The sequence below is a fragment of the Lysobacterales bacterium genome (assembly GCA_016703225.1).
GTDB lineage: Bacteria > Pseudomonadota > Gammaproteobacteria > Xanthomonadales > Ahniellaceae > JADKHK01.
Genome location: JADJCM010000001.1, coordinates 747,764 through 773,811 on the forward strand (window position 1 = coordinate 747,764; position 26,048 = coordinate 773,811).

Annotated in this window: 31 protein-coding genes; 11 read left to right on the forward strand and 20 right to left on the reverse strand. The window is 67.2% G+C overall.

All coding sequences use genetic code 11. From position 1 onward, the window contains the following. Window positions 1-128 precede the first annotated feature (128 nt). Window positions 129-1,604: a peptidoglycan DD-metalloendopeptidase family protein gene (locus IPG63_03220; protein ID MBK6726261.1), complete on the forward strand. Its 1,476-nt coding sequence runs from the start codon at window positions 129-131 to the stop codon at window positions 1,602-1,604. Continuing rightward, entirely contained in the window at window positions 1,604-2,710 is a 1,107-nt protein-coding gene (locus IPG63_03225; GenBank protein MBK6726262.1) for an anhydro-N-acetylmuramic acid kinase, read from the forward strand. The genes IPG63_03220 and IPG63_03225 overlap by 1 nt, the downstream gene beginning before the upstream one ends. A 4-nt stretch (window positions 2,711-2,714) precedes the next feature. On the opposite strand, the gene IPG63_03230 is transcribed toward IPG63_03225, so the two are convergent. The 3 genes from IPG63_03230 to xth all read right to left on the reverse strand — a co-directional run bounded on the left by IPG63_03230 (window position 2,715) and on the right by xth (window position 5,129). Beyond that, entirely contained in the window at window positions 2,715-2,963 is a 249-nt protein-coding gene (locus IPG63_03230; protein ID MBK6726263.1) for a hypothetical protein, read from the reverse strand. 80 nt (window positions 2,964-3,043) lie between these two features. Continuing rightward, window positions 3,044-4,372 carry an MFS transporter gene (locus IPG63_03235; protein MBK6726264.1) on the reverse strand — a complete coding sequence of 443 codons (1,329 nt, stop codon included), beginning with the start codon at window positions 4,370-4,372 and terminating at the stop codon, window positions 3,044-3,046. After that, window positions 4,356-5,129, reverse strand: a complete 774-nt coding sequence (xth, locus tag IPG63_03240; GenBank protein MBK6726265.1) for an exodeoxyribonuclease III — start codon at window positions 5,127-5,129, stop codon at window positions 4,356-4,358. Before xth ends, IPG63_03235 begins: the two co-directional genes overlap by 17 nt. Window positions 5,130-5,231: 102 nt before the next feature. Here xth and pyrE point away from each other — a divergent pair, with 102 nt between their 5' ends. Further along, window positions 5,232-5,879: an orotate phosphoribosyltransferase gene (pyrE, locus tag IPG63_03245; GenBank protein MBK6726266.1), complete on the forward strand. Its 648-nt coding sequence runs from the start codon at window positions 5,232-5,234 to the stop codon at window positions 5,877-5,879. A gap of 22 nt (window positions 5,880-5,901) precedes the next feature. Further along, on the forward strand, window positions 5,902-6,549 hold the full coding sequence (locus IPG63_03250; GenBank protein MBK6726267.1) for a DUF4124 domain-containing protein: 648 nt from the start codon (window positions 5,902-5,904) through the stop codon (window positions 6,547-6,549). On the opposite strand, the gene IPG63_03255 is transcribed toward IPG63_03250, so the two are convergent. Beyond that, the gene (locus IPG63_03255; GenBank protein MBK6726268.1) at window positions 6,550-7,233 is read right to left on the reverse strand and encodes a 2-C-methyl-D-erythritol 4-phosphate cytidylyltransferase; all 684 of its coding nucleotides are present in this window, start codon (window positions 7,231-7,233) and stop codon (window positions 6,550-6,552) included. Window positions 7,234-7,521: 288 nt separating this feature from the next. Here IPG63_03255 and IPG63_03260 point away from each other — a divergent pair, with 288 nt between their 5' ends. From IPG63_03260 to IPG63_03270, 3 genes are all read left to right on the forward strand, one after another. Then, entirely contained in the window at window positions 7,522-7,758 is a 237-nt protein-coding gene (locus IPG63_03260) for a hypothetical protein (protein MBK6726269.1), read from the forward strand. 31 nt (window positions 7,759-7,789) lie between these two features. Next, on the forward strand, window positions 7,790-8,275 hold the full coding sequence (trmL, locus tag IPG63_03265; GenBank protein MBK6726270.1) for a tRNA (uridine(34)/cytosine(34)/5-carboxymethylaminomethyluridine(34)-2'-O)-methyltransferase TrmL: 486 nt from the start codon (window positions 7,790-7,792) through the stop codon (window positions 8,273-8,275). Between the two features lie 86 nt (window positions 8,276-8,361). Beyond that, window positions 8,362-8,913 carry an outer membrane beta-barrel protein gene (locus IPG63_03270; protein ID MBK6726271.1) on the forward strand — a complete coding sequence of 184 codons (552 nt, stop codon included), beginning with the start codon at window positions 8,362-8,364 and terminating at the stop codon, window positions 8,911-8,913. 59 nt (window positions 8,914-8,972) lie between these two features. On the opposite strand, the gene IPG63_03275 is transcribed toward IPG63_03270, so the two are convergent. The 4 genes from IPG63_03275 to IPG63_03290 all read right to left on the reverse strand — a co-directional run bounded on the left by IPG63_03275 (window position 8,973) and on the right by IPG63_03290 (window position 12,304). Further along, on the reverse strand, window positions 8,973-9,992 hold the full coding sequence (locus IPG63_03275; GenBank protein ID MBK6726272.1) for an NAD(P)-dependent glycerol-3-phosphate dehydrogenase: 1,020 nt from the start codon (window positions 9,990-9,992) through the stop codon (window positions 8,973-8,975). Between the two features lie 48 nt (window positions 9,993-10,040). Continuing rightward, window positions 10,041-10,535, reverse strand: a complete 495-nt coding sequence (gene secB, locus IPG63_03280; GenBank protein MBK6726273.1) for a protein-export chaperone SecB — start codon at window positions 10,533-10,535, stop codon at window positions 10,041-10,043. Window positions 10,536-10,634: 99 nt separating this feature from the next. Further along, complete coding sequence (locus tag IPG63_03285; GenBank protein MBK6726274.1) at window positions 10,635-10,997, reverse strand: rhodanese-like domain-containing protein; 363 nt, start codon at window positions 10,995-10,997, stop codon at window positions 10,635-10,637. Window positions 10,998-11,140: 143 nt separating this feature from the next. Continuing rightward, window positions 11,141-12,304, reverse strand: coding sequence for a DUF3667 domain-containing protein (locus IPG63_03290; GenBank protein ID MBK6726275.1), 1,164 nt, complete (start codon window positions 12,302-12,304; stop codon window positions 11,141-11,143). Window positions 12,305-12,369: 65 nt separating this feature from the next. Between IPG63_03290 and IPG63_03295 the strand changes: the two genes are divergently transcribed. From IPG63_03295 to IPG63_03305, 3 genes are all read left to right on the forward strand, one after another. Beyond that, window positions 12,370-13,773 carry an MATE family efflux transporter gene (locus tag IPG63_03295; GenBank protein ID MBK6726276.1) on the forward strand — a complete coding sequence of 468 codons (1,404 nt, stop codon included), beginning with the start codon at window positions 12,370-12,372 and terminating at the stop codon, window positions 13,771-13,773. Between the two features lie 34 nt (window positions 13,774-13,807). Further along, window positions 13,808-15,670, forward strand: coding sequence for a signal peptide peptidase SppA (sppA, locus tag IPG63_03300; GenBank protein ID MBK6726277.1), 1,863 nt, complete (start codon window positions 13,808-13,810; stop codon window positions 15,668-15,670). A gap of 71 nt (window positions 15,671-15,741) precedes the next feature. Then, window positions 15,742-16,056 (forward strand): DUF4156 domain-containing protein, encoded by a 315-nt coding sequence (locus tag IPG63_03305; protein MBK6726278.1) that lies wholly within the window; start codon window positions 15,742-15,744, stop codon window positions 16,054-16,056. Window positions 16,057-16,061: 5 nt separating this feature from the next. Here IPG63_03305 and IPG63_03310 read toward each other — a convergent pair whose 3' ends face one another. The 11 genes from IPG63_03310 to IPG63_03360 all read right to left on the reverse strand — a co-directional run bounded on the left by IPG63_03310 (window position 16,062) and on the right by IPG63_03360 (window position 24,698). Next, entirely contained in the window at window positions 16,062-16,907 is an 846-nt protein-coding gene (locus IPG63_03310; GenBank protein MBK6726279.1) for a hypothetical protein, read from the reverse strand. Between the two features lie 50 nt (window positions 16,908-16,957). Further along, the gene (gene folK, locus IPG63_03315) at window positions 16,958-17,449 is read right to left on the reverse strand and encodes a 2-amino-4-hydroxy-6-hydroxymethyldihydropteridine diphosphokinase (protein MBK6726280.1); all 492 of its coding nucleotides are present in this window, start codon (window positions 17,447-17,449) and stop codon (window positions 16,958-16,960) included. Next, window positions 17,449-17,808, reverse strand: coding sequence for a dihydroneopterin aldolase (gene folB / locus IPG63_03320; protein MBK6726281.1), 360 nt, complete (start codon window positions 17,806-17,808; stop codon window positions 17,449-17,451). The genes folK and folB overlap by 1 nt, the downstream gene beginning before the upstream one ends. A gap of 61 nt (window positions 17,809-17,869) precedes the next feature. After that, complete coding sequence (locus IPG63_03325; GenBank protein MBK6726282.1) at window positions 17,870-19,489, reverse strand: phosphoethanolamine--lipid A transferase; 1,620 nt, start codon at window positions 19,487-19,489, stop codon at window positions 17,870-17,872. Window positions 19,490-19,559: 70 nt separating this feature from the next. Then, window positions 19,560-20,600, reverse strand: a complete 1,041-nt coding sequence (gene tsaD / locus IPG63_03330; protein MBK6726283.1) for a tRNA (adenosine(37)-N6)-threonylcarbamoyltransferase complex transferase subunit TsaD — start codon at window positions 20,598-20,600, stop codon at window positions 19,560-19,562. 4 nt (window positions 20,601-20,604) lie between these two features. Then, a complete protein-coding gene (locus tag IPG63_03335) occupies window positions 20,605-20,931 on the reverse strand; it encodes a type II toxin-antitoxin system PemK/MazF family toxin (GenBank protein MBK6726284.1) in 327 nt (108 codons plus the stop codon). Further along, window positions 20,918-21,160 carry an addiction module antitoxin gene (locus IPG63_03340; protein ID MBK6726285.1) on the reverse strand — a complete coding sequence of 81 codons (243 nt, stop codon included), beginning with the start codon at window positions 21,158-21,160 and terminating at the stop codon, window positions 20,918-20,920. The genes IPG63_03335 and IPG63_03340 overlap by 14 nt, the downstream gene beginning before the upstream one ends. A 106-nt stretch (window positions 21,161-21,266) precedes the next feature. Continuing rightward, a complete protein-coding gene (locus IPG63_03345; protein MBK6726286.1) occupies window positions 21,267-21,959 on the reverse strand; it encodes a DnaA regulatory inactivator Hda in 693 nt (230 codons plus the stop codon). Then, a complete protein-coding gene (locus IPG63_03350; protein ID MBK6726287.1) occupies window positions 21,956-23,116 on the reverse strand; it encodes an AI-2E family transporter in 1,161 nt (386 codons plus the stop codon). Before IPG63_03350 ends, IPG63_03345 begins: the two co-directional genes overlap by 4 nt. Continuing rightward, entirely contained in the window at window positions 23,113-23,664 is a 552-nt protein-coding gene (locus tag IPG63_03355; GenBank protein ID MBK6726288.1) for a CDP-alcohol phosphatidyltransferase family protein, read from the reverse strand. Before IPG63_03355 ends, IPG63_03350 begins: the two co-directional genes overlap by 4 nt. After that, a complete protein-coding gene (locus IPG63_03360; GenBank protein MBK6726289.1) occupies window positions 23,664-24,698 on the reverse strand; it encodes a DUF2066 domain-containing protein in 1,035 nt (344 codons plus the stop codon). Before IPG63_03360 ends, IPG63_03355 begins: the two co-directional genes overlap by 1 nt. Window positions 24,699-24,771: 73 nt before the next feature. On the opposite strand from IPG63_03360, the gene IPG63_03365 reads away from it, so the two are divergent. After that, complete coding sequence (locus IPG63_03365) at window positions 24,772-25,302, forward strand: TlpA family protein disulfide reductase (protein MBK6726290.1); 531 nt, start codon at window positions 24,772-24,774, stop codon at window positions 25,300-25,302. 148 nt (window positions 25,303-25,450) lie between these two features. Here the strand turns inward: IPG63_03365 and IPG63_03370 are convergent, their stop codons facing one another. Then, a complete protein-coding gene (locus tag IPG63_03370) occupies window positions 25,451-25,744 on the reverse strand; it encodes a hypothetical protein (GenBank protein MBK6726291.1) in 294 nt (97 codons plus the stop codon). Window positions 25,745-26,048: the final 304 nt, after the last annotated feature.

The following is a 26,048-nucleotide window of genomic DNA, read 5'->3' on the forward strand; positions in this document are numbered from 1 at the left end:
TGAACTGGGCCCGAGAAAGTTAAATCCGCGTTAATGAGGGAGCATGGGAATTCTCAATCGCTTCAAGGGTTTGACACAGCAAACGAGGCGCGGCTACCGTAGCCGCCGATCTGTCCGCGGTGCATCAAATGGCCTGGTTTCCCGTTCGTCTGTTCAAACATGCCAAGCCACACCGCCAAGCCTTGCGTCGCCATGCGCAGCGCCGGCACGCACACTTCTACCAACTCCGCTCCGACTGGACCGTATTCCGGTCCTGGCCGTTCGCCGACCTCGACTGGCGCCGCCAGCCTTGGATCATCGCGGCCGCAACAGCGCTGGTGGCCCTGCTCGGCCTGACAGGATTGCCCTCGTTCGCGTCGATGTTCCGCGCCGATGCATTGGACGACGCTCCAGCCGTGCTGCTGACCTTGCCGGCACAGCCGATCGCGACGTTTGTCCCCGGCGAGGGCGACGAGCGCATCGCGCTGATCGACGGCGTGTACGCGCCCTTGTCGGAAGCGTCGCAGTGGACCTCGATCACCATTGAACGCGGACAGACGCTTGGGGAGATTTTTGCGAACCTCGGCATTTCCTCGCGTCAACTGGCACGACTGGTCGCAGCGGCACCGAGTGCCGACAGTTTTGCGCGGCTGCGTCCGGGCGACCGCATTGGCATCCGTCGCGATGCAGCCGGCGCGCTGACCGCACTGCAGCTGAATGTCGATGGCGACACCCGTCGCGTCGTCGCGATCTCCGGCGAGGTGGTGACCGAGCGGACCATCGAACGACCGGTCGAGAAGCGCCTGCGCGTGGCCAGCGGCGAGATCGTCGGTTCCCTGTTTGGCGCCGGCGAGACCGCCGGTCTCGACGACACCACCATCATCAAGTTGGCCAAGGTGTTCGGCTACGACATCGACTTCGCGCAGGACCTGCGTCGCGGCGACCGCTTCTCGCTGGTGTTCGAGGAGATGTATCGCGATGGCGAGATTGTCGCCGGCGGCGAGATCATCGCCGCGACCTTCATGAATCGCGGCCGCCGCTTCGATGCACTGCGCTTCGAGAAGGCGGACGGCGGCGTGGAGTACTACGACCAGAATGGGCGGCCCCTGCGCAAGGCCTTCATTCGCACGCCGGTCGAGTTCTCGCGGATCAGCTCGCGTTTCAGCTCGGCTCGCCGCCACCCGATCCTGGGCACGGTGCGTGCACACCGGGGCGTCGACTATGCCGCGCCCTCGGGCACCCCGATCATGGCCGCGGCAGAGGGTCGCATCGACTTCGCCGGCTGGAAGAACGGCTATGGCCGCGTCGTCATCGTCGACCACGGCCGTGGCCATTCGACCTTGTATGGGCACATGTCGGGATTCGGCAAGGCCGCCAAGCGCGGCATGCGCGTGCGCCAGGGCGACACCATCGGCTACGTCGGCATGACCGGACTCGCCACCGCACCACATCTGCACTACGAGTTCCGCATCAACGGCGTGCACCGCGATCCGCTCAAGGTGACGCTGCCGCCACCGCAGCCGCTTCCGGGCATGTTGATGGCACAGTTTCGTGCGGTGACGGCGCCCTACTTGCGGCAGTTGGCCCAGGCCGAGTCGCGCGATATGGCCATCGCGCAGCGCTGATGGCCGATGCCGGGCTGTACCTCGGGCTGATTTCCGGCACCAGCGCGGACGCCATCGATGCCGCCCTGGTGCGTTTCGAGGGCGATGCGCCCCGCTGCATTGCTGCCGCCGCCACACCCTACGCACCAGCGCTGCGCCAGCGCATCCTGGATCTCGCCCTGGCGCGCCGCGAGGCGAGCTTCGACTGCATCGGCGAGCTGGACGTCGAGATCGGTCACGCTTTCGCCAGCGCCGCCGAAGCACTGATCGAGCAACACGGCATCGACCGTGCCGAGTTGCGTGCGATCGGCTCACATGGCCAGACACTCTGGCATCGCCCGCTGGCTGCGCACCCGTTCACGCTGCAGCTCGGTGACCCGAACGTGATCGCGGAACGCTTGCGCGTCACCACCGTGGCCGACTTCCGTCGCCGCGATATCGCCGCCGGCGGACAGGGCGCGCCGCTGGCGCCAGCCTTCCATGCCGCGTGCCTGGCGTCGAGCAGCGAAACGCGTGCGGTGCTCAACCTCGGCGGCATCGCGAATCTGACCTTGCTCACCCCCGGCGAGCGCGTGCGTGGCTTCGACACCGGTCCGGCAAGCGGCCTCATGGATGCGTGGTGCCACGAACACACCGGCGCCCAATTCGACCGCGGTGGCGCATTGGCAGCCCAGGGGCGGGTCGATCCGGAACTGCTGTCACGATGCCTGGCCGATCCCTATTTCAACCGCCCGGCGCCGAAGAGCACCGGACGCGAGACCTTCCATCTGCACTGGTTGCGCGCACAACTGCGCGGCCATGAGTGGGTCGCGGACGTGCAGGCGACACTGCTCGCCCTGACCGTGCATTCTGTGGCCGCCGCGCTGCAACGCGAATGCGCTGGAGCGACGCGCGTCATCGCCTGTGGTGGCGGCGTGCACAACGGCCAGATGATGTCCGCGCTCCGCTCCGTGCTGGCGCCGGTCACGCTCGATACCACGGCACAACACGGGATCGATCCGGACTACGTCGAAGCGATTGCATTCGCCTGGCTAGCCCGCGAAACGCTCGCGGGCCGTGCCGGCAACCGCCCGGAAGTAACCGGCGCGCGCGGACCTCGCGTGCTTGGTGCGATCTTCCCGGCCTGAAACCTTAGGGCAGCTTCTCGAATGCGGCGATGGCCGCGCGCAGCGCCTCGTTCTCGTCCTTGTCCCAGGCGCCGGCGAGGCGCGCGATGTCCTGCTTTGGATTGGCCACCGCCAGCGTCTCCGCGTCGAGCTTGAGCGCCTGGCGCAGCAATCTCAGCAACACGTCGTTGATCGGCATGTGGTTGAGTCGCGCGATCTCCTTGATGCGCTCGACCATCTCGTTGTCGATGCCACGGATGAGGACGTCAGGCACTGCAGGGCCTCCTGATGGGTGCGCGATGCTAGCCCGCAGCATTCCGTCGCTGCAACCAAATGTGTCGCATTTTCTAGGCGTCAGTGCACCCTCCCCTGAAGCCGCTGACGGCGCGCGAGCATTAGGCACAGCACCAGTGTGGGCACGCCGATCAGCGCGGTACCGACGAAGAAGATCGCGTATGCATCGATCAGGGTGCGACCGTGTTGCAGCCCTTCCACGGCGATGCCCGAGAAGCCCTTCAGCACCTTGCCGAGCAGGGCATAGAACGAACTGAGCAACGCGTACTGGCTGGCGGTGTAGCCGAGACTGGTCAGGCTCGACATGTACGCAACCAAGGCCGCTCCGGCGAACCCCGCGGAGTAGTTGTCGATCGCCATGGTCGCCGAGAACACCGCCGGGTCGCCACCCGACCAGGCCAGCCACGAGAACGCGAGATTGGAGCCGGGCCCCAGCACCGCGCCCAGCAACAAGGTGGGCACGAAGCCGAAGCGCAGCGCGAACACGCCGGCAGTGGCGATGCCGGCAAGCGACGCCACCAGGCCCACCGAGCCGCGCACCGCACCGACCATTTCCTTGTCGAGCCCGAGATCTGCGTAGAGCGGATTGGCCATCGGCCCCATGACAAAATCCGGCAACCGATACAGGCTGATCGCCGCCAGCATCCACAGCGCGTGCACGCCATGGGTCTGGAAGAACGCGATGAACGGCCCGGCGATGGCGTCGCCCAGCGCACGCGCGGACAGCAGAGTGGCACGATTCCGTGTCACCGCAACCGGTTCCGTCGCCCACCACACCGCGAGCATGCCGACCATCATCAGCGCTGCCATCGTCTGATACGACAGGGCCCAGCCGACGCCGGCAGCGATCACCAGTATCCAGGCATCGGCCAACAGCAGTGCAGCGCGGTAGCCGAGTTGCGCCGCGGAACTGAGCAGCGCCATGGCTTCGTGGTCCTCGCAGGTTTCGATGCGCCAGGCGTCGATCACGATGTCCTGGGTCGCCGACGCGAATGCCGCGAGCAGCGCGAAGGCGCCGAACCAGACCAGTTGCTGCGGCCCCGGGCCGATCGCGGACATGGCCAGGAACGCGAGCATGACCAGCGCCTGCGACAGCAGCATCCAGCCCCGGCGCAGTCCGAACCAGGAACCGAGCAGCGGCACCTGAATGCGATCGATCAGCGGCGCCCACAGGAACTTGAGCGAGTAGCACAGGCCGACCCAGGACAGGAAACCGATCGTGGTCAGCTCGATGCCGACTTCACGAAGCCAGTAGCCGAGCGTATTGCCGACCAGCATGAACGGCAGCCCGGAGGAAAAGCCGAGCATCAGCATGATCAACGTGCGCGGCTGCCGTAGCCCGCGCAACACGCGTCTCCAACCTGGCTCGACCTCAGACGCCGAGCGCATAGTCAACCAGCACCGGCGCGTGGTCGGAGAACTTCGGAGCGGCCGCAATGGAGCAGGCACGGAGGCGGTCGCGCAATCCCGCGCTCACCAATTGGTAGTCGATGCGCCAGCCGACGTTCTTGGCGCGCGCCGCGCCGCGCTGCGACCACCACGAATAGTCCTCGCCTTGCGGATGCACCGCGCGATAGGCATCCACCCAGTCCTGCTCGCAGAGGCCGTTGAGCCAGGCCCGCTCTGCGGGCAGGCAGCCGGAGGTCTTCTGGTTCGAGGTCCAGTTGCGAATGTCGAGGCTCGAACGCACGATGTTCCAGTCACCGCACAGCACGTAGTCGCGGCCACTCGCGGCCCACTGCGCGAGGATCGGGGTGAGCCAGTCCATCACCCGGAACTTGAACTGCTGGCGCTCGTCGCCGGAGGAACCCGAAGGCAGATACAAGGAGACTACGCTGAGCTCGCCGAAGCGGGCCTCGAGGTAGCGCCCCTCGTCGTCGAATTCGTTCCATCCCAGCGCCGTGCGCACCTCGTCTGGCTGACGCCGCGAGTAGATGGCAACGCCGCTGTAGCCCTTCTTCGTGGTCGCGTCGCGAAAGTAGCGGTGATACCCCGGCGGCGCAAACACCGCATCGTCCAACTGTTCGACCTGGGCCTTGGTCTCCTGCAGGCACAGCGCGTCCGGATTGTGCGCCGCCATCCAGTCGAAGAAGCCCTTGGTCGCGGCCGAGCGGATGCCATTGGCGTTGAAACTGATGATGCGCATCGATCGAGCCGTCGCGGGAGTGGCGCGCAACATAACCGAAGCCGCAGCGACTGCGCAGCCGGTCGGCGGCTAAACTGCGCCCCTCCAGACCGGATGGAAGCGATGTTCGAACACCAACGCGAATTTCTGGAACTCGCCCTGCGCCAGCAAGTGCTGCGCTTTGGCGAGTTCACGCTCAAATCCGGGCGCATCAGTCCCTACTTCTTCAACGCCGGCCTGTTCAACGATGGCGTCGCGCTCGCCGGACTGGGTCGCGCCTATGCCACCGCGGTGACCGCAAGCGGAATCGGCTTCGACATGCTCTTCGGCCCCGCGTACAAGGGCATCGCCCTCGCCACCGCAACGGCGATCGCGCTGGCCGAGCAGCACGAACGCAACCTGCCGCTGGCGTTCAACCGCAAGGAAGCGAAAACCCATGGCGAGGGCGGCGCGATCATCGGTGCACCGCTTCGCGGCAAGGTACTCATCGTGGACGACGTGATTACCGCCGGCACCGCCGTGCGCGAGGCGATCGAACTGATTCGCCAACATGGCGCCGAGCCCGCCGGCGTGCTGATCGCGCTCGACCGCCAGGAACGCGGCCAGGGCCAGCTTTCGGCGGTTGAAGAGGTGCGTAAGGAGTTCGGCATTCCGGTCGTCGCCATCGCCAGCGTTGGCGAACTGCTGCAGCTGACCGAGGAACATTCCGAACTGATTCAGCACCACGCAGCGCTTTTGGATTATCGTAGCCGCTACGGTTTCGCCGCCTGAGACCACTCCCACGGAGCCTTCCATGCGCGTCGCAATGCTGGTTTTTCTGTCCGCTCTCGGCATCGTCGCAGCCACGCCTGCGGCCGCGGGAAAGCTGTACAAATGGGTCGACGAGAAGGGCAACGTACACTACAGCGACAAGGTTCCGCCGGAGGCGGCCAAACTCGCGCGCCAGGAAATGAGCCAAGCCGGCGTCACTGTCAGGCAGGTCGAACGCGCCAAGACCCAGGAAGAGCTCGCTGCCGAAGCGGCGCAGAAGCTCAAGGAGGAGGAGGACCGCAAGATCGCCGAAGCCGAGGCCCAGGCAGACCGCGCCCTGATGCAGTCCTACAACACCGAGGCCGACCTGTTGCGCATGCGCGACCAGGAACTCGGCGTAATCGAATCGAACATGGCCACCGCGAAACTGACCATGGCCAGCCAGGAAAAGAACCTATCCGAGCTGCTGGCACACGCCTCCGATTTCGAACGCAACAAGAAGCCGGTGCCGAAGAACGTGGTCGATTCGATCGCGAATGTGCGCGCGCAAATCGAGGCTCAGCAGAAGTCGCTGGTCGAACGCGAAGCGTCCAAGGCAACCGTGCGTTCCGACTTCGAGGCCAAGCTGGCGCGCTGGCGCGAACTTTCCGCCAAGTCGGCCAGCCCTGCCAGCGCTACCCCGCCGCAATAGTCAGGCGGCGGCGCGGGCCTGCACCGCCAGTGCTTGTGCCAGGGTCCAGTCGAACGAATCACGGATCAGGAATCCGGATCGCCGCCCTTCCACCAGCGCGATCGCATGGCCAAGTCGCAGGGTGATCTCGCAGAGGTTCATCTGATCTGCGCTCTTGGTGTGCTTCGCGGCCCCCAGCACCTCGCCCAGCAGTGCGCGCTCGAAGCCCAGCGGCAACTGAGCGGTCCAATAGTCATCCGACGGCGTCGAAGACAGCACGGTAGCGCCCTGGGCCCGCGCCAGGCTCATGCGCCCACCCTGGAATACACCAGCCACCGGTCGCTTGCGCAGTGACGCCAGCACTCGGCGACATTCGCCGATTTCGGGGAACGGCTGTGCGGCACTGAACAGCAGCACGCTGCGTCCGCGGGTTTCGGCCAGAGCATCTGACAGCCCCGACATGCCGGCAATGCCCGCGACACGGTGCACACCCTTGGCCGCCCACTCGGCCGCCACCGACAACTCCTCGCCACCGAGCACGCAGTACTCATCGACTTCACCCTGCAGCAGGCGCATTTGTCGGTCGAGCAAGTGTTCGTTGTCGAGGCGCAACCCCGCGATCAGCGTGCCATCGGGCATGCGACTGCGCGCATCGATGATGGCGCTGACCTTGATCTGGGGGCGCTTCGCCTTGCCGGGCTTCATTCCCATCTCTTCCGCTTGCGTTGAGATTCCTGCGGCGAGATTAGTCCGCGCGCTGGCCTTCCATCGCAAACGATGGCAACAGTCCGATACCGGCGGACACGGTCCGGGACGTCGATCGCGAGCCGGTGTCCGTGGGATTGTCCGATAGCGATGTCCGGATCCGGACAGCAGGCATCGCCGCATGCGGGTCCCGGCAACGTTTTGCTTCCGGATCATGCACTTGGAAACACACCCGATTGGCATGGGAAGTGCGATGCCTGAGTTGAGCCCCCCCTACCGGAGTCGGTCATGTCCCTGGTCCACCCCATGCAACGCCTTCAGGTCGCCGCAATCATGTTCGCCGTACTCGGGGGAGCAGCGCTGACTCTCGCGGAACCCGCGTCGAGTCGTCACGCCGAGCGGTGTGTCGCCAACGCGCTAGAGGCACGGCTCGACCTCAAGGAACGTGTCGATGTTCATGCGCGCAGCGCGTGGCGTGAACACTTGCCGGCCGTGTTCATCGTGCGCCACCGGCGCCCGACTTGAGCGGCGCGCGATGGGCCCGCACACTGGTGGCATGTGGCCCGTCGTCCTGTTCCAGCCCGAAATCCCGCCGAATACCGGCAACATCATTCGGCTGTGCGCGAACACCGGCGCCCGCCTGCACCTGATCCGACCGCTCGGTTTCGAGCTCGACGACGCCCGCCTGCGCCGCGCCGGTCTCGACTACCACGAGTTCGCACGCGTCGAAGTGCATGACGATTTCGATGCCTTCCTACGCTCGGCGCGTCCGCTTCGCGTGTTCGCGCTGAGCGCGCACGCGCAGCGCTGCTACACCGAACCGGCATTCGCTGCGGGCGATGCCTTCGTGTTTGGCCAGGAGACACGCGGCCTGCCGCCAGCGTTGCTCGAATCGATACCGAAAGCACAGCAGCTGCGCCTGCCGATGCAGCCGGGAAACCGCAGCCTGAACCTGTCGAACGCGGTCGCGGTCGTGGTGTTCGAGGCCTGGCGCCAGTCTGGCTTTGCCGGCGCCGGGCTGAATCCAGGCGCCGACGGTTGAGACAATCGCGGCTCAGATTGCGTACATCTGCAGGAACCCATCATTCGCGCCTCGCCAAACGGCGGGCACTTTCCAAGGAGCTTTGCATGAACCTGAAGAAACTCGTCCTCACCCTCGCCCTCGCGGTTCCGTTCGCCGCCAGCGCCGAAGACCTCAGCTACTCGTACCTGCAGGCCGGCGCCACCCGCGTCGACATCGACGACGCCGGGTCCGAGAACGGCTACGGCTTTGGCGGCGCAGGTGCGCTGACCGACAACTGGCACGTGTTCGGCAACTACCGTTCGTACAGCGTCGACGCGCTCGCTGCCGACATCGACGTCGACGGCTGGAACCTCGGCCTCGGCTACAACATGGGCATCAGCGACAGCCTCGACTTCGTCGGCCGCGTCTCCTACGAGAAGGTCGATACCGACGTGTTCGACGCCAACGGCTGGGGCCTGGAAGCAGGCGTGCGCAACGCCTTCAGCAAGAACTTCGAGGGCGGCATCGCACTCAAGTACGTCGACATCGAGGACGACAACGACACCTCGGTCGAACTCTACGGCCAGTACAAGTTCGGCAACTGGGGCATCGTCGGCTCGCTGAACTTCAACAACGACGGCAACGAGTTGTTCATCGGGCCGCGCATCAGCTTCTGATCGCGACCACGCCAGCATTGCGCAGAACCCGGCCCACGGGTCGGGTTTTTCGTTTCAGCTCAGCGGAACAGGTAGGCCGGGTATTCCGGCTTCTGCTCGCGCGCGAGCAGGCACTTGAGTCCTTCCTGCGGCGTGATTTCCTCGGCCAGCACGCGTTGCACCTGTTCGCTGATCGGCAGTTCGATGCCGTGGCGCTGGGCGATGCGCATGACTTCGTTCACCGTCTGCACCGACTCGACCACCTGGCCGATTTCGCGCACCGCCTGGCGCAGATCGACGCCTCGCCCAAGCGCAAGTCCGAGGCGGCGGTTGCGCGACAGGTCACCGGTGCAGGTCAGCACCAGATCACCGACGCCGGCCAAGCCCATGATCGTCTCCGGTTTGCCGCCGATCGCGACGCAGACGCGCAGCATTTCGTTCAGCCCGCGCGTGATCAGCCCGGCGCGCGCATTCAGCCCAAGCTGCATGCCGTCGGCGACGCCGGTGGCCACCGCGAGCACGTTCTTCATGGCTCCGCCGAGCTCGGCACCGACCATGTCGCTGCCGGTATAGGCGCGGAAACTCGGGCCGTGCAGGCACTGCGCGATCTGGTCGGCAAACGCCTGCGTATCGGAATGCACGGTGACCGCGGTCGGCAGACCGAGCGCGACTTCGCGCGCGAACGAGGGGCCAGTGACCACCGCCAGCGGCGTGCCGGCGGCGAGCAGCGACGCCGCCACCTCATGCAGGAAACGCCCCGAGCCGGGCTCAAAACCCTTGGTCGCCCAGGCCACGCCGGCGGGCTCAGCCGCACGCATCGCCGGTTCTTCCAACAGCTCGCGGAAGGCGTGGCTCGGCGTGACGATCAGCCACAGCGGTCGTGCCGCAACCTGCGCCAATGAATCGGTGTATTGCAGCGTTGCCGGCAGTTCGATGTCCGGCAGATAACGCGTGTTGCGCCGCTGCTCGCGCATCGCCGCGATGGCGGTGGCATCGCGCCCCCACAGCAGGGTGTCGATGCCATGGCGAGCGAGCACCGCAGCCAGTGCGGTGCCCCAGGAGCCGGCCCCGAAGACGCTGATGGATACGCTAGGCGGCATCGGACCCCCGGTGCGCAAGACGCCCCGGCGGGCCGGGGCGCATGGACCTCAAGCCGCGGCTTCGGCCGGCTGTTCCTGCGCGCGACGGCGCATGCTTTCGGCGTAGATCTGGTCGAAGTTGACCGGCTGCAGCATGAACGGCGGGAAGCCACCATCCAGCACCAGACCCGAGATCGCCTGACGCGCGTACGGGAACAGCGTGGTCGGGCAGAAGGTGCCGAGGATGCCGTGCAGATTGGCCTGGTCAAAGCCGATCAGACCGAAGATGCCCGCCTGCTGGACTTCCGCCAGGTAAGCGGTCTTGTCGCCGATCTTGCAGGTCAGGGTCACGGTCAGAGTGACTTCGTAGACGTTCTCGCCGAGCGTCTGCACCTTCTGGTTCAGGCTCAACTGGATGTTCGGCTGTCCCGCGTCCTGGAAGATCATCGGCGCATTCGGCGCCTCGAACGACGCGTCCTTGACATAGATCTTCTGGATGGCGACCTGCGCCATCTGCTGCTGTGGTTCGGCGGCGCCGTTGGCGACGGGTGCGGTATCGGTCATTGCAGACTCCGGTGGAAAGGTCGGAAAAAAGGGCGCGGATTATTCCACGGCCGGCCCGATCAGGCGAGCCAAACCGCCAACCCCAAGGAAATGAACGCCTTAGCCCTTGCCTTTGGCCAAGGGCAGGTCGGCCCCGGTCCAGCTGGCGAGTCCGCCATCGAGCCAGTGCACCTTGCTGAAGCCCGCCGCCGACAACTTGGCGCAGGCTCCCGCCGAAGTTTGGCCGCTCTTGCAGACCACGATCACGGGCAACTCCTTCACCTTGGCCAGGTCCTTGTGCTCGGGATCGAACTGCGCCATCGCCACGTGCTTCGAACCAGCGATATGCCCGGCCTCGAACTCGGTGATCGCGGAAACATCGACCAGCAGCGCGTTCTCGCGGTTCACCAGACGGGTGAGTTCGGCCGGCGCGATCGCCTTGTAACGCCGCGTCAGGCTCGAGAACTCGCTCGAGATCAGCATCAGCGCGACCAGCAGGAACAGGGTGACGAGGATGAAATGGTTGCCGATGAATTCGGGCAGGCGTTCAAGAAACACGGTTCGCTCCAGCGCGAGGGCCGGCGATTATCGTCGAGCCGGGCCCGATCACCAAACACCAGCGCTCATCACAACGTCGCCAGCGCCAGGAACAGGTTCAGCACGACCCCGAAGGTCAGCAGGAACACGTAGCAGTTGCCGAGCAGAAAATACTTCCACAGCGTCATCGGCCAGCCCTGCGCGTAAATGCGCTTCTGCGCGACCAGCAGGTACAGCGGAATCCACACCCACAGCGCCACGCCCGCGGCGCCGAACAGCCACGGCAGCACGGGCAGCGCCGCGGTCAGCGCCGACAACTGCGATAGCAATACCTGCACCAGGATCGCCAGGCACAGGAAGCTGTGGCTGTGCAGCGCCACGATCAGGTGTTCCATGAACAGGCGCCGCTTGAACAGGTAGAACAGTTTCAGCAGCAGCGCGAACAGCGGCAGGATCATCAACAGCGCCTGCGGCGCGACTCCAAAGATGGTGGTGACGAACTTCGCCGGGTGCTTCTCGGCCTCCAGCCCGTTCGCGACCAGCATCGCCACCTTGCGATTCAGCCACGCGTTCATCGCGTCGCTGGCCCAGCCAATCTGTACCGGGTTGGTCTGCGGGTGCCAGGGGGCGTCGCCGCCGATGCGGATCCCGCGCGGGTTCGGCTCCTCGGCGGTAACCTCGGACGGCGGCCGCTCGCCGACCTTGAGGCCACGTGCCAGCCAGCGCTCATTGCGGTCGCGATCTTCTTCGAAACCGGCGCGCACACCTTCGCGCATGGCCTCGAACGCCGCCGCCGGCATGCCGCTGCGGCGGGCTTCCAGCTTTTCCAGGGCGGCGCGCTCCTCGGCCTCGATCTCCGCAATCGACTGGATCGGCTCGTCGCCGCCGTCGAAGCGCACGATGCGGCTGTCGTCGCCGACCTCGGACACCGTCGCCACCGCGAAGAACGCGATCACCGACAGAAAGATGTACAACCGCAACGGCGTCACATAGCGCGTGCGCCGCCCGGCAAAGTATTCGTTGCTGAGGAATCCCGGCCGCGCGAGCAGCGGCCACAGCGTGCGCAGCGTGCGCGAGTCGAGGTTGAAGACGCTGTCGAAGAAATCCGCCATCAAGCCCGACAGGTGCCGGATCATGCCCTTGCGCGGCTGCCCGCAAGCGTGGCAGAACTCGCCCAGCAACGGCGTTTCGCAGTTGGCGCAGAGCGGCTGGGCGCGCACGACCTCTTCCTGGATTTCCGGAGACTCCACCATCGCGGCGCCTGTAGCGGACACTTCGCCCGTAAGATAGAGCGCTTTGTGATCAGGCGACAACGCCCATGCTGGGGACCAGCCAATTTCGCGGGGAACTGGGCGAGGTCGCACGACTGGCGCTGCCGCTGGTCGTCGGGCAGTTGCTGGCGATGCTGATGAACGTGATCGACACCGTGCTCGGCGGCCACCATGGCGCGCACACGCTGGCGGTGATCGCGGTCGGCAGCGCGGTCTGGTCGCTGGTGCTGATCTGCTGCCTCGGCCTGCTGTTCGCGATTCCGCCGAACGTGGCACAGCGCGATGGTGCCGGCAGGCGCGGCGAACTCGCCGCGCTGTTCAGCCAGGCGCTGTGGATCGCCTGGGCGATCGGGCTGGTGCTGCTGGTCGCCTTGCGTTCGGCCGGCGCACTGCTGGATGCCATGCAGGTCGATATCTCGCTGCGCGCCGATACCGCCGCCTTCCTGCGCGCCGCTTCCTGGGGCGCCCCGGCGCTGGCGAGCTTCTTCGCGCTGCGCTTCTTCTGCGAGGGCCTCGGCTACGCCCGCGCCACGCTCTATTTCAGCCTGCTCGGCGTGCTGGTGTTGTTGCCGCTCGGCTACGCGCTGATCTTCGGTCGCTTCAGCTTCGCCGAGCATGGCGCGGTCGGCGCCGGCATGGCGCTGGCCGTCACGGTGTGGCTGCAGGCGATCGCGATGGCAGTATTCGTGCTGCGACATCCGCGCTTCGCCGACCTGCACCTCCTGCGCGGCTTCACCCGGCCGCGCTGGCGGCCGATCCGCGAACTGCTCGGCCTCGGCCTGCCGATCGCGTTCATGATCCTGATGGAGGGCTCGCTGTTCGTGATCGCAGCCCTGTTGATCGGCTCGCTCGGCGCCAATGCCGTGGCCAGCCACCAGATCGCGATCAACGTCGCCTCGGTCACCTTCATGGTCCCGCTCGGCATCGGCATGGCCACCACCGTGCGCGTCGGCCATGCGGTCGGTGCCGGCGATGCCGCGCGCGCACGCGCCGCCGCCGCGGCCGGGCTGCTGCTCGCGCTCGCCGCGCAACTGCTTTCGGCGACGGCGCTGGCGCTGTTCTCGTCGCAGATCGCGGCGCTGTACACGAGCGATCTCGCAGTCGCCGGACTGGCCGCGCAGCTGATGTTGCTCGCGGCGGTGTTCCAGTTCTCCGACGGCCTGCAGGTGGTCGCAGCCTCGGCCCTGCGCGGGCTCAAGGACGCGCGCGTGCCGGCGCTGCTCACCGCCATCGCCTACTGGGGCATCGGCATGACGCTCGGCTGGTATTGCACGTTCCGGCTCGGACGCGGCGCCCCCGGCATGTGGCTCGGGCTGATCGCCGGGCTGACCGCGGCCGCAACGCTGCTGCTCGCGCGCCTGTGGCTGCGGCTGCGCACGCTCAGCCGCAAACCGCCACTTCCGGCCGATGCCGACGACCCCGCAGGCGTGCTTGAATCCGCCCGGCATTGACCACACGCTGTCGTCATCTCTCCTGGAAACCGCAATGAACCCACCCCAGCAAGGCCCGTTCCGTCGCTTTTTCGGCGGACTCTTCCACGCCGTCGACCTCACCCGCCGGCTGCTGCTGAATGCGATCTTTCTGGTCATCGCACTGATCGTGCTGGTGGCGATCTTCGCCGGCGGCGCCGGCCCGCTCGAACAGAAGACCACGCTGGTGCTCGACCCCCAGGGCATGATCGTCGAGCAATACAGCGCCGAACCGCTGGACCGCGCGCTCGGCGAAACGCTCGGCGACCCGGTGCGGGAAACGCGCATGCGCGATCTGACGCGCGCACTCGAGGCCGCGGCCGACGACGCCCATATCAGCCAGGTGCTGCTGGTCACCCACGGCATCGCCGGCATCGGCCCGGCCAGCACGCGCGAACTCGCGGCGGCGCTGCGCGCCTTCCGCAAGTCCGGCAAGAAGCTCTACGCCTATGCCGATGGCTACGAGCAACGCGGCTACCTGCTCGCAGCGCAGGCCGACGAAGTGCTGCTGCACCCGCAAGGCGCGGTGCTGCTGGAAGGCATCGGCCGCTACCGCACCTACTTCAAGGAAGCCTTCGAGAAGTTCGGCGTCGAGGCGCACCTGTTCCGCGTCGGCGAATACAAATCCGCCGGCGAGCCTTACATTCGTGCCGATTCCTCCCCCGAGGCGGACGAAGCCGACCTGCACTGGATGAACGACGTCTGGTCGCGCCACCTCGCCGACATCGCCGACGCGCGCAAGCTCGACGTGGCGACGCTCACGACGCAAATCGACGACTACGTTGCCCAACTGCACGCCGCCGGCGGCGATCTTGCCAAGCTCGCGCTCGCGCAGGGACTGGTCGACGTGCTGGTCACGCGCGACGAACTGGAGGCGCGGCTTGCCGCCAGCGGTGCCGTGGGCGAAGACGAACACGGCTTCCGCCAGATCCGCTTCCTCGACTACGTGCAGCGCATCGACGCGGTGCCGCAGATGCCTGGGCGGCCGACCGTCGCGATCGTGGTCGCCGAGGGCGAGATCGTCGATGGCAAGCGCGAACCCGGCACCGTCGGTGGCGAGAGCACCAGCGCGCTGTTGCGCGAGGCGCGCGAGGACGAAGACGTCAAGGCCCTGGTGCTGCGCGTCGACTCCCCCGGCGGCAGCGTGTTCCCCTCCGAGCTGATCCGCCGCGAAGTCGAACTGACCCGCGCCGCCGGCAAGCCGGTGGTGGTGTCAATGGGCGACCTGGCCGCATCCGGCGGCTACTGGATCTCGATGAACGCGGATCGCATCTATGCCGATCCGAGCACGATCACCGGATCGATCGGCATCTACGGCCTGTTGTTCAACGTGCCCGAGGCGATGAACAAGCTTGGCCTGAACACCGACGGCGTCGGCACCACCTGGCTGACCGGCGCCTTCGATCCGGCGCGTCCGCTCGACCCGCGCGTCGGCGAGATGATCCAGGAGGTGTTGAATGCCGGCTACCGCGACTTCACCAGCAAGGTCGCCGCGGCGCGCGAGCAAGACGTCGCAGCCATCGACGCCATCGCCCGCGGCCGCGTCTGGAGCGGCGCGCAGGCGAAGCAGCACGGATTGGTCGACGAGTTCGGCGGTCTCCAGGCGGCCATCGCCGATGCCGCGAAGCGCGCCAAGCTCGACGGGAGCCACGCCACCCGCTACGTCGAGGACCAGCCGAGCTTCTTCGAGAGCATGCTGATCGAAGCCTCGCGCTCCGGTGCCGGCGCGCTGCTGCGCGAACAGGGGCTGCTCACGCCACTGGCGCTGTTGCGCGGACCCGCGCGCAGCGACCTGGACCGTCTGCAACGCCTGATGCACCCGTCCGGCAGCGGCCTGCCGATCTCGATCCAGGCGCACTGCGAATGCGGCGTGCGCTGAGCAGCGCGCATTCAGCGTCGACCCTGCGCCGCGGGCTATGCTCGCGGCGCATTCACGCCAAGGAGTTGCCCATGCGTTCGTCGATCCTGTTCGTGCTGTCGTTGCCCCTGCTCGCCGCGGGGTGCACCTGGGTGGAGCCGGATGCCGGCGGCCGCGAAGTCCAGGTCGCTTACGGCAAGAACCTCGGCGCATGCACCGCCAAGGGCGACATCACGGTGTCGGTGAAGCACAAGGTCGGGCTGTACCGTCGCAATGAACTCAAGGTGCGCGACGAGTTGGAGTCGCTGGCGCGCAACGAGGCCGCGCGCCTCGGCGCCGACACCATCCAGGCGGCAGACGAGCCGCTGAACGGCGAACAGCGCTTCGGCGCCTACGACTGCCGCTGAGGCGCTCAGCGCTTGGCAGCGAAGGCCGAAGCCAGCATGCCGGAGTCGATGCCGACGGTGTCCTCGCCCATCGCGTGCCGATACAGCGCCGCCGAGTAGATGCCCGAGAGAGCTGCCTGCACCAGCGCCAGCGCCAGAATCGCGAGACCGCCGAGCACGATCACGCTGACGATCAGGAACATCGACTTGCTCGCCACCACCGCGATCAGCGCGACCACGGTCAGCGTGATCACGAAGAACTGCAGTAGACCGAACACCAGGCCGACGCCGCCCTGGCCGATCACGTTCTCGCCCCAGGTCTTCTTCAGCAGCAGCGCGCTCTCCTTGACCGCTTCGAGCGGACCGATGTCGCGGCTGACCAGCACCGGCACGGTCAGGAAACTGAGCACGGTCCAGGCCGCACCGAGCAGGCCGGCGACCCACTTGCCGATCATGCCGGCGCGCTCCTCGATCGCTCGCAGCGCCAAGCCCACAGTCGCGGCGATCAGCGCGTAGCCGAGAATCGTGCCGACCTTGGACCACGCAATCTGCAGGCCGTCGGCCACGGTCGGGTCGCCACCGCGCAGGCGGATCATCGCCGCACCGACCAGCGCGGTGTTGAAGTAGAAGATGACGAAGTACTGCGCCAGATAGAACAGGAACACCCAGCCATACAGCCACACCGGTTCGCGCTCGCCCTGCTCCAGCGCCTTCAGATCCAGCAGCCCGAACAGCGGCAGTACGAAACTTGCGACCACCAGCAGCGAGGCGATCACCGAGATCACCGGGAACAGCATCAGTTCCTTGTCCTGCTTCAGCACCGAAGCGCTGGCCTTGACCAGGGTCCAGCTGCGCGCGAATCGTTCGAACATGCCATTGCTCCGACGCGCCCCATGCGCGGCGCGGCAACGCTAGAACAATCTCAGGGGCTTGTCGATGCGAGATCGACCACTTCGCCGATGCTCATGCCCGAGTCCGCCCACAGGTCGGCGAGCGGGCGCCCAAGCCGCGGATGCACGTAGCCCGGCGCGATGTCGGCGAGCGGCTTGAGCACGAAGGCGTGGCGCAGTTCGGCGCGCGGGATCTGCAGATGACCGGGTCCGTCGAGCGTGAGGTCGTCGTAGAACACCAGGTCCAGATCGAGCGTGCGCGGTCCGAAACGCGCACCGCCACGCTCGCGACCCTGCGCGTCTTCGAGCGCGTGCAGCCAGTCGTTCAGTGCGTGCGGATCGAGATCCGACTCCAGCACCGCTGCGGCATTCAGGAAATCCTCCCCAGCAAACCCGACCGCGGCAGTGCGATACACCGGCGAAACCAGGACTTCGCCGAAGCGGGCGCGCAGCGCCGCGATCGCCGCACGCAGATGCCGCGCCGGCGCGATGTTCGAACCGAGCGAAAGGTAGGCGCGCCCCATCAGTCGGGCCGGCGCCCGCGCTCGATCTGGACGCCGACCGCGGCGGCGCCACGCACCGCACCGGGCTTGCGGATGCGCAGGCGCAGCCAGGTAACGCCGAATTCGCCGCGCACGATCTCGGCGCAGCGCTCGGCCAGCGTCTCGACCAGCCCGAACTGCGCCGAGCCGATGAAGGCCTCCAGCCGCTTCGACACCGCCTTGTAGTCGAGCGTGTCCTCGATGCGATCGGTGGCGGCCGGCACGCGGTTGTCGAAGGCCATTTCCAGATCGAGCACGACCGGTTGCTTGGCACGGCGTTCCCAGTCGTAGATGCCGATCAGGGTGTCGATCTTCAGGGCTTCGACGAAGACGATGTCCATGGTCCCTCCACCTTCCGGGCGGCGAGCATCGCCGCGCGCCGGCGCGCGCGCAAGGACCGGATCAGGGTCGCGGCGCGCAGGCGGCAATCGGGTCCAGATTCTGGTCGTAGGCCCCGGTGTGCAGATCGAGCAGGCCGAGCACCAGCGGGAACACGGCGTCGTGCGAGGTCTGTCGGCCACGCTGCGCGGCGACGCAGGTCGCGTCGAGCTGGCGCCGCGCCAGATACTCCGGCGCCATCCACAGCAGCATCGGCACGCGCGTCTGTTCCTCGGGCGCGATCAGCGCAGGAGCGCCATGCAGGTAGTAGCCGTGCTCGCCGGTGGATTCGCCGTGGTCGGACACGTACAGGAATACGCCATCGACGCGCGCGCGCGCGGCGGTCAGCGCGTCGATCATCTCGGCCAGCTCGCGGTCGGTGTAGAGAATGGTGTTGTCGTAACTGTTGACCAGCTGCTCGTGCGTGCAGTCCTGCAATTCGTTGCTGCGGCAGTCCGGCACGAAGCGGCGAAACGCTTCCGGATAGCGCTCGAAATACGCCGGGCCATGACTGCCCTTCTGGTGCAACAGCAACACGGTGTCGCGCTCGATCCTGGCCAGGCGCTCCTCCAGTTCGCTGACCAACACATGGTCGAAGCAGCCTTGCGCATTGCAGATGCGCGGGCGTGTCGCCGCGGCGACATTGATCTCGACGACGCGGTCGGCGACATGCTTGCTGCCGGTGTTGTTGTCGATCCAGAGCACGTCGAAACGGGCGCGCTCGAGCACATCGAGCAGGTTCTCGCGGCCGCGCGCGGTGGCCTCGTCATAACCGGCCTGGCCGAGCCCGGAGAACATGCACGGCACCGAAGTCGCGGTGTTGGTGCCGCAGGCATGCACTTCACCGAACGCGACCACGCCGCGGCGAGCCAGTTCCGGCGTGGTGTCACGGACGTAGCCAAGCAGGCCGAGGCTGGATGCACGCACCGACTCGCCGACCACGAACACCAGCACCAGGGGACGCTTGCCGGCAGCGGGCCAGGTCTCGCCGCGCTGCACGTCGCCGGCAACCACGGTCGGCGTGCCGATCGGCGCGACGCGCGAGTGCTTCAGGTACGAACGCGTGGCATTGACCAGGTTGATCGGGTTGGCCAGGTCGCGCAGCTCGGCATGGTTGCGCGCCACCGAGGCCATGGTCCGGTAGTCGAGCGCGACCGGCACCGCGACCAGCAGCGCGCAGACACCGAGCAGCGCGCCGCGCGCCTTCAGCGCCTGCGGCCACGAACGCTCGCGCGTGCGCACGAAGGCCAGCGCCAGCAACGCCGGAACGGACAGCGCGAGCACGCCGCGCAGCATCGCGAATGACAGCCATTCGCCGCTCTCGCGGGCATCGGTCTCCAGCGCGCTCTGCAGCGCATGGCGGTCGATCACCGCCCCGTAGTGATCCATGAAGAAGGCGAGCGCCGCGGCGATCACGACCACGAGGCCGAGCAGCCCGCGCGCAAATCGGCTCGGCGTGGCGAGCGCGAGCAATGCGCCGATCAGCCCGACCAGCACCGCCCCGAACACCGACGCCTGCAGCGCGAAGTCGATGCCGCCGAGGGCGGTATTGAGATGACGCAGGAACGACGCGTTCGCGACCAGCACAAGGTAGAGGGCGGTGGCGAGGATCAGCCACTCGCTGGAGAGTGTGGGGCGACGCATGCGCTGCAACTTCGTTGGGACAAGGCGCGCAGCCTATCGGCGGCGGCGTTATCCGCGCGTAAGCGAAAGGTTAGCGAAACGTAAGTCGATCCACGCCCGCGGCTGCGAGCAATTCCTCCAGCGGCCAGCGCGGTCGCACTGCGATGCACGCGTCCTGGCGCTGTCCGGCGGCAAGCCGCAGTGCGCCGGCGAAGGCGATCATGGCGCCGTTGTCGGTGCAAAACTCCGGGCGCGGGAAGGCGACGCGGACACCATCGTTTACTGCAGCCGCCTGCAGCGACGCACGCAGACGCACATTGGCACCGACGCCGCCGGCCACGATCAGACTGCGCATGCCGGTTTCGGCAAGCGCGCGCCGGCACTTGAACACCAGCGTCGCGGTCGCCGCCTGTTCAAAGCCGCAGGCGATGTCGGCGCGCGTCTGCGCGCTGCGATCGGATTTCTCCCAGGCCAGCATCACCTGCGTCTTCAGTCCGCTGAAACTGAAATCGAGACCCGGGCGATCACACATCGGACGCGCGAAGGTGAAGCGTCCGGGCACGCCGGACTCGGCCAGTCGCGCCAGCTCCGGCCCGCCGGGATAAGGCAGCCCGAGCATTTTCGCGGTCTTGTCGAAGGCCTCGCCGGCGGCGTCGTCGAGGGTGTCGCCGATCAGCGTGTAGTCGCCGATACCGCGCACCGCGATCAGCTGGGTATGGCCACCCGAGACCAGCAACGCCACGAACGGCGGCTGCGGCGCATCGGCTTCGAGCAGCGGCGCCAGCAGATGCCCTTCCATGTGGTGCACGCCGATCGCCGGCAGATCGAGCGACCAGGCCAATGCGCGCGCGGTGGCCGCACCCACCAGCAGCGCTCCGACCAGGCCCGGCCCGCTGGTATAGGCCACCCCATCCAGATCACGCACGCCAAGGCCCGCCGCATCCAGCGTCTCGCGCAGCAGCGGCAGCAGCTTGCGCACATGGTCGCGCGAGGCCAACTCCGGCACCACGCCGCCATAGTCCTGATGCAACTCGATCTGGCTGTATACGCGATGCGCCAGCAAGCCCGCAGCCGTGTCGTACACGGCCACGCCGGTTTCATCGCAGGAAGATTCGATCCCGAGGACGCGCATGGGGCTACCCGCGAACGCCGAGGTGCAGCAGGATGGCGGCCTCCACAGCCTTCAGATCGGCCTCCTGCAAGGCATCGAGCCGCGACTTCAGGCGTGATTTGTCGGCCGCCATGATCTGGTCGGCCATCGCCTTGCGCAACTCGCCGCCGACCATGACCTGCGCCTCGCCCGGATACAGTCTACCGGTGTTGCTGGTAACGGGCACGACCACCACCCGCGCGAGATGACGATTGGCGATGTCGTTGCTGACGATTACGGCGGGGCGGGTCTTGCGGATTTCGCTCCCCACCGACGGATCGAATTCCACCCACCAGACTTCACCGCGCTTCATCGGCCATGTCGCCGGCAATACCATCGCCCCATGCCCGTGCTTCGCGTTCGCGCACCGCATCCGCAGCCATGGCGCGATAGCCGTCTTCCAACGACAGGCCGCGGGCATCTGGCAGCACGTAGGGCCGCAACAAGTCCTCGATGAAGCGACTCACATCGTCTTGCTCCACGGTGCGGCGCAGTCCGTCGTAAACCGCCTCATCCAGGGTGATGGTCACTTGCTTCTGCATGGGCAACCTCCATCGCATGGCAGCTGCGGCCATCTTGCCACAGGGAAGCCGGGCGAGCGCCGGACTGCCCAATCGATGATGCCGGCGGCACCCCGGTCGCGCGCACTCACTCGCCCTCCTTGCGAATCACGTCGCGCACCAGTCGCACGGTGAGGCGGCGTTTGCGCACCAGGGTTTCGCGGTCGAGGCGGTCGAGCAGGTCGAGCAGGGCGCCGAGGTCGCGCGGGTAGCGACGAAACAGGAAATCGAGCACGTCGTCGCCCACGTCCATGCCGCGCGCAGCGCCGCGTTCGTGGATGACGCGGCGGCGCGCGGCGTCACCCAGCGGCTGCAGTTGCAGCAACGACAGGCTGGCCAGGCGCGAGGCCAGATCGGGCAGGCCGATACCGAGCCGCGGCACTGCGGTCGGTGCCGTGATCAGCAAGGAGCCACCGCTGTCGCGGGTGCGATTGAACAGATCGAACATCGCCACTTCCGCGGCGCGCTGCCCGGCGATCGCGTCGATGTCATCGATCAGCACCAGCGGACAGGCGCGCGTCGCGCCGATCGCGGTTTCGGCCTGCGCGCCGAGTTCGGCCAGCGGCAGCAGCGCATAGTCGGCCACGGTTCCGGCCACGGCCATGACCAAGTGGGTCTTGCCAGTGCCGCTGGCGCCAGCGAGCAGGATGCCCGGGGCCGCGGCTTCGTTGGCGAACGCCCGCAACGCCGCCAGCACCGGCTCATTGCCGTCGGCCACAAAGCGGTCGAAGCGGGCGCCCTGCGGAAAGCGCAGGGCCAGCGGCAGCTGGCGCTGGCTCACGGTGCCGGGTCCGTGCCCGGCGCGGGCGCCACCGGCGCTGGCGCGGCAGCCGGCGTGGTCGCCGCGTCGCTGGTCGCGGCCGTTGCCGGCGGTTGCGCCTCGGCGCCGTAGATTTCACTGTCCAGATACCGCTCGTGCGTGTGCCGCAGCAGCACCAGCACCACCGCCGCGACCGGCAAGGCCAGTAGCACGCCGAAGAACCCGAACAACTGGCCACCGGCCAGCACCGCAAAGATCACCGCGACCGGATGCAGGCCGATGCTTTCGCCGACCAGCTTGGGCGTCAGGATGAAACTCTCGATCAGCTGCCCGACCATGAACACTGCGAGCACCAGCCCGACGTTGATCCAGATGTCGCCGCCGCTGACGATCGCCGAAACCAGACCGCCGCCGATGCCGACCACCGGGCCGAGATAGGGCACAAAACTGACCAGGCCGGCGACGATGCCGATGAGCATGCCGAACTTCAGCCCCGCCAGCGACAAACCGGTCGCATACATCGCCGCCAGCGCCAGCACCACGCTCATTTGTCCGCGCAGGAAACTGCCGAGCACGGCGTCGGACTCGCGCACCAGGCGCGTCACTGTCGGTTCCAGCGGCCGCGGCACCAATTCCCGCAGGCGCTCGACCATGCGTTTCCAGTCGCGCATCAGGTAGAACGTGATCAGGGGCATCAGCAGCAGGTTTGCCACCCAGCCCATGACCGCGGCACCGGAAGTCGTCAAGCCACCCAGCACCTTCGGCAAGATGCGGCCGATGTCGTCGAGATGCGCGCGCAGGCTGGCGAACATGCGTCCGGGATCGAGCGCACCGAGGTCGAGCCGGAACTCGGCCTGCAGCCAGGGCGCGGCGACGCGGTCGAACCAGGAGTGCAGCGAGTCGATGTAGCCGGGCACGCTGCGCGCCTGGTCGATCAGGGCCGGGATGATGATCGCGAGCAACAGCGCCACCGCCAGCGTCATCAACAGGAACACGATTACCACCGCCGTGGTACGCGAAATGCGCCGCGACTGCAGCCGTTCGACCAGCGGATTGCCGAGGTAGGCGAACAGCGCCGACAACGCGAACGGCGTCAGCACCGGCGCCAGGAAATACAGCACGCCACCGATCGCGGCGGCGATCAGCAACCAGGACCACACCCGGCGATCGTCGATCATGATGCACTCCGTCTGCTGCGCGCCCGGCCCACCCAGACACGCACATAGTCGATGCCGCTGGCGAGGGTGGCCAGGGCGGCCAGGGCGAAGACCGCCGCGGCGAAACGTTCGGAAACCGCGATACCCGCGCGCGCCATCAGCGCCGTCAGTACCGCGCCGATCTGCAGCATCGTCGTGATGCGCCCGAGCGTACTTGGTTGCGGCGTCAGTGCGCCGATCACGCTCTGGTAGGTGACACTGCCGCCGACGAGCACCAGGTCACGCACGATCACCAGCCCGACCAGCCACTGCGGCACCGCACCGACGACAGCCAGGGTCACGAAGCAGGTGGTCAGCAGCAGCTTGTCAGCCGCCGGATCGAGCCAGGCACCGAGGCGGCTCTGCCAGCCGTAGCGTTTGGCGAGGAAGCCATCGAGCGCGTCCGACGCTGCGGCCACGACCGCCAGCGCGAGTGCCCAGCGGTGCTCGTCGCGCAGCAGCGCGATCGCGATCGGCACCGCGAGCAGCGCGCGCAGCGCCGAGATCGCATTCGGCACATGCCGCAACATCAGTGCACCAGGTGCAGCTGCGCCGGTGCGGTGGCGTCCGCGGCTTCGGTCCACTGCAGGCGGTTGTCGATCGCCAGCAACTGGCGCAGACGGCGCTGGCTGACACCGAGGTCGAGGCGCAAAAGCAGCCGTCCGCTTTCGGCACGCAGCGGCTGCGCCGAACGCACGAACTCCATGCGCCCGACATAGCCGATCACTGCGGCATAGTCTTCGGCCGAACCGATGCCATCGACCCACCACTCGACGACGCCGAGCGACGTGCCTTCGGGCTCGACCCCGTAGCGCCGCGCCAAGCGGTCTCCGGCACCATCGATGCCGGCGGCAAGCAGCACGCTCGACTGGGCGTCGCGCTGCTCCCACTCTTCGTAACTGCGGCCATCGATCAGCGTGAAGCGCGCGCGCCAAGGGTCGCCGCGCGTCAGTCGCAGCACCAGCATGGTCTGGACGCCATAACGCTGGCCCGCAGCGAGCACTGTCTGCGGCGGCGCTGCCCACAACGTCACCGGATTGAGCCGGTTCTGATCGACCGCATCCATGCGCGGCAACAGCATCGGCACGCCTCGCTGATGCGCGCGTTCGGTCATGTCGGTGAGCGCCGCGACCTGGCCCGCATTCGCAATCTGCTTTTGCACGCCATCATCGATCACCAGCCACACCAGCACCACCGGGCGATCGCTGTGCCAGACCGGCCGACCGAGCGTGGCCAGCAGATCGTGTACGCGACCGGGATCGAAGTTGACCGCGAGTCGGTCGCTGCCATCTGCTGACAACGCTGCCCGCCGCGCAACCGTCAAGGCCATGGCGCGAGCGCCGGAAAGCGCAGCGGCGAGTGCGGGATCATGGGCGACGCTGCGGTCGCCCGATACCTTCACCAGCACCTGGGTCAGGGCCTGGCGCAATGCCGTCTCCGACGCTTCGTCCTGACCGGCTGCGAGCGCGACGTCGCCCTCGTAGATCGGCATCTGCAAAGCCTGCGCGGCCGGGCTCGGCAGGATCCAGATCGACAGCAGCAGCACCCAGCAGATCGCGCGCATCGGCAGCAGTTCCCGGCAAAGCGCGCATGATAACGGCGCTCCAGGCGCAGTGCGGTGCCGTTAGACTGGGCGGATGTCGATTCGATCCCTCCTGCTCGTCACCGTATTGGCCATTGCCGGCGCCGCGGCCGGCTTCCTGCTGGCGCGCCTGCTGCGCGCGCCACCGACAACACATGCCGATGATCCTGGTGCGTTGCAGATCGGCGACCTGCGCCCGGCGCTGGTGCTGCCCGATGCGGACGGCCAGCCAGTGTCACTGGCGCGCTTCGATGGCAAACCGGTATTGCTGAACTTCTGGGCCAGCTGGTGCCCACCCTGCGTCCGCGAGATGCCGGTACTCGATGCATTCGCGCGCACGCACCCGGAGTTCCACGTCGTTGGCATCGCGGTGGAACCGGCAGCTGCGGTGCGCGACTACCTCGCCGAGCATCCGGTCTCCTATCCGGTACTGGTCGGCTCCGAATCGAATCCGGACGAATCCCGGCAATTCGGCAACCAGCGCAGCGTGTTGCCGTTCACCGTGCTGCTCGGCACCGATGGCCGCATCCGCAAGCGCCACACCGGCGCCTTCAACACCGACGACCTCGAAGACTGGGTGCGCTGATGACCACGACCACTCGCACGCGGCGGCCCATGCCGGCTCCATTCCGTCGGCGCATGCTGATGGCGCTGGCACTCGCTGCCGGCCCTGCCGTCGCCGCTGATGGCGTCAAACCGACCAAGCCCGCCGTCACCAAACAGCTGCGCGCGGTTCAGGTCAGCGCCACCTTGACCCCCGAGGACGCGGCAAGCGTTCCCGGCGCCGTGACCGTGATCGACCGCGCCGACATGCCGGGGGCGGCCAGCACCGCGATCGAGCAACTGCGCGGCGCCACCGGCGCCTTCGTGCAGCAGACCACGCCCGGCCAGAGCGCGGTGATCGTACGCGGCATGAAGGGCTCGGAAGTGCTGCATCTGGTCGACGGCTTTCGCCTCAACAGCGCCATTTTCCGCAATGCGCCGAACCAGTATTTCTCGCTGGTCGACGGACAGGCGCTGGAGCGCATCGAACTGCTGCGCGGCGCCAGCGCCAGCCTGTACGGTTCGGACGCAATGGGCGGCGTGGTGCAAATGCTGACGCACGCGCCGGAGTCGATGTTCGTCGACGAACACGGTGTCCGCCACCAGGCACGCGCGCGCTACGGCTCGGCCGACAGCCAGCGACTGCTGCACTATCAGGTGCATGTCGGAGATTCGACGCGCGAGCTCGATCTCGGCATGACCCGGCAGCAATTCGGGTTGCGCCGCACCGGCGATGGCGAGACCCGGCCGTTCACCGAATTCGAGACCGAGGCCGCGAACGCGCGTATC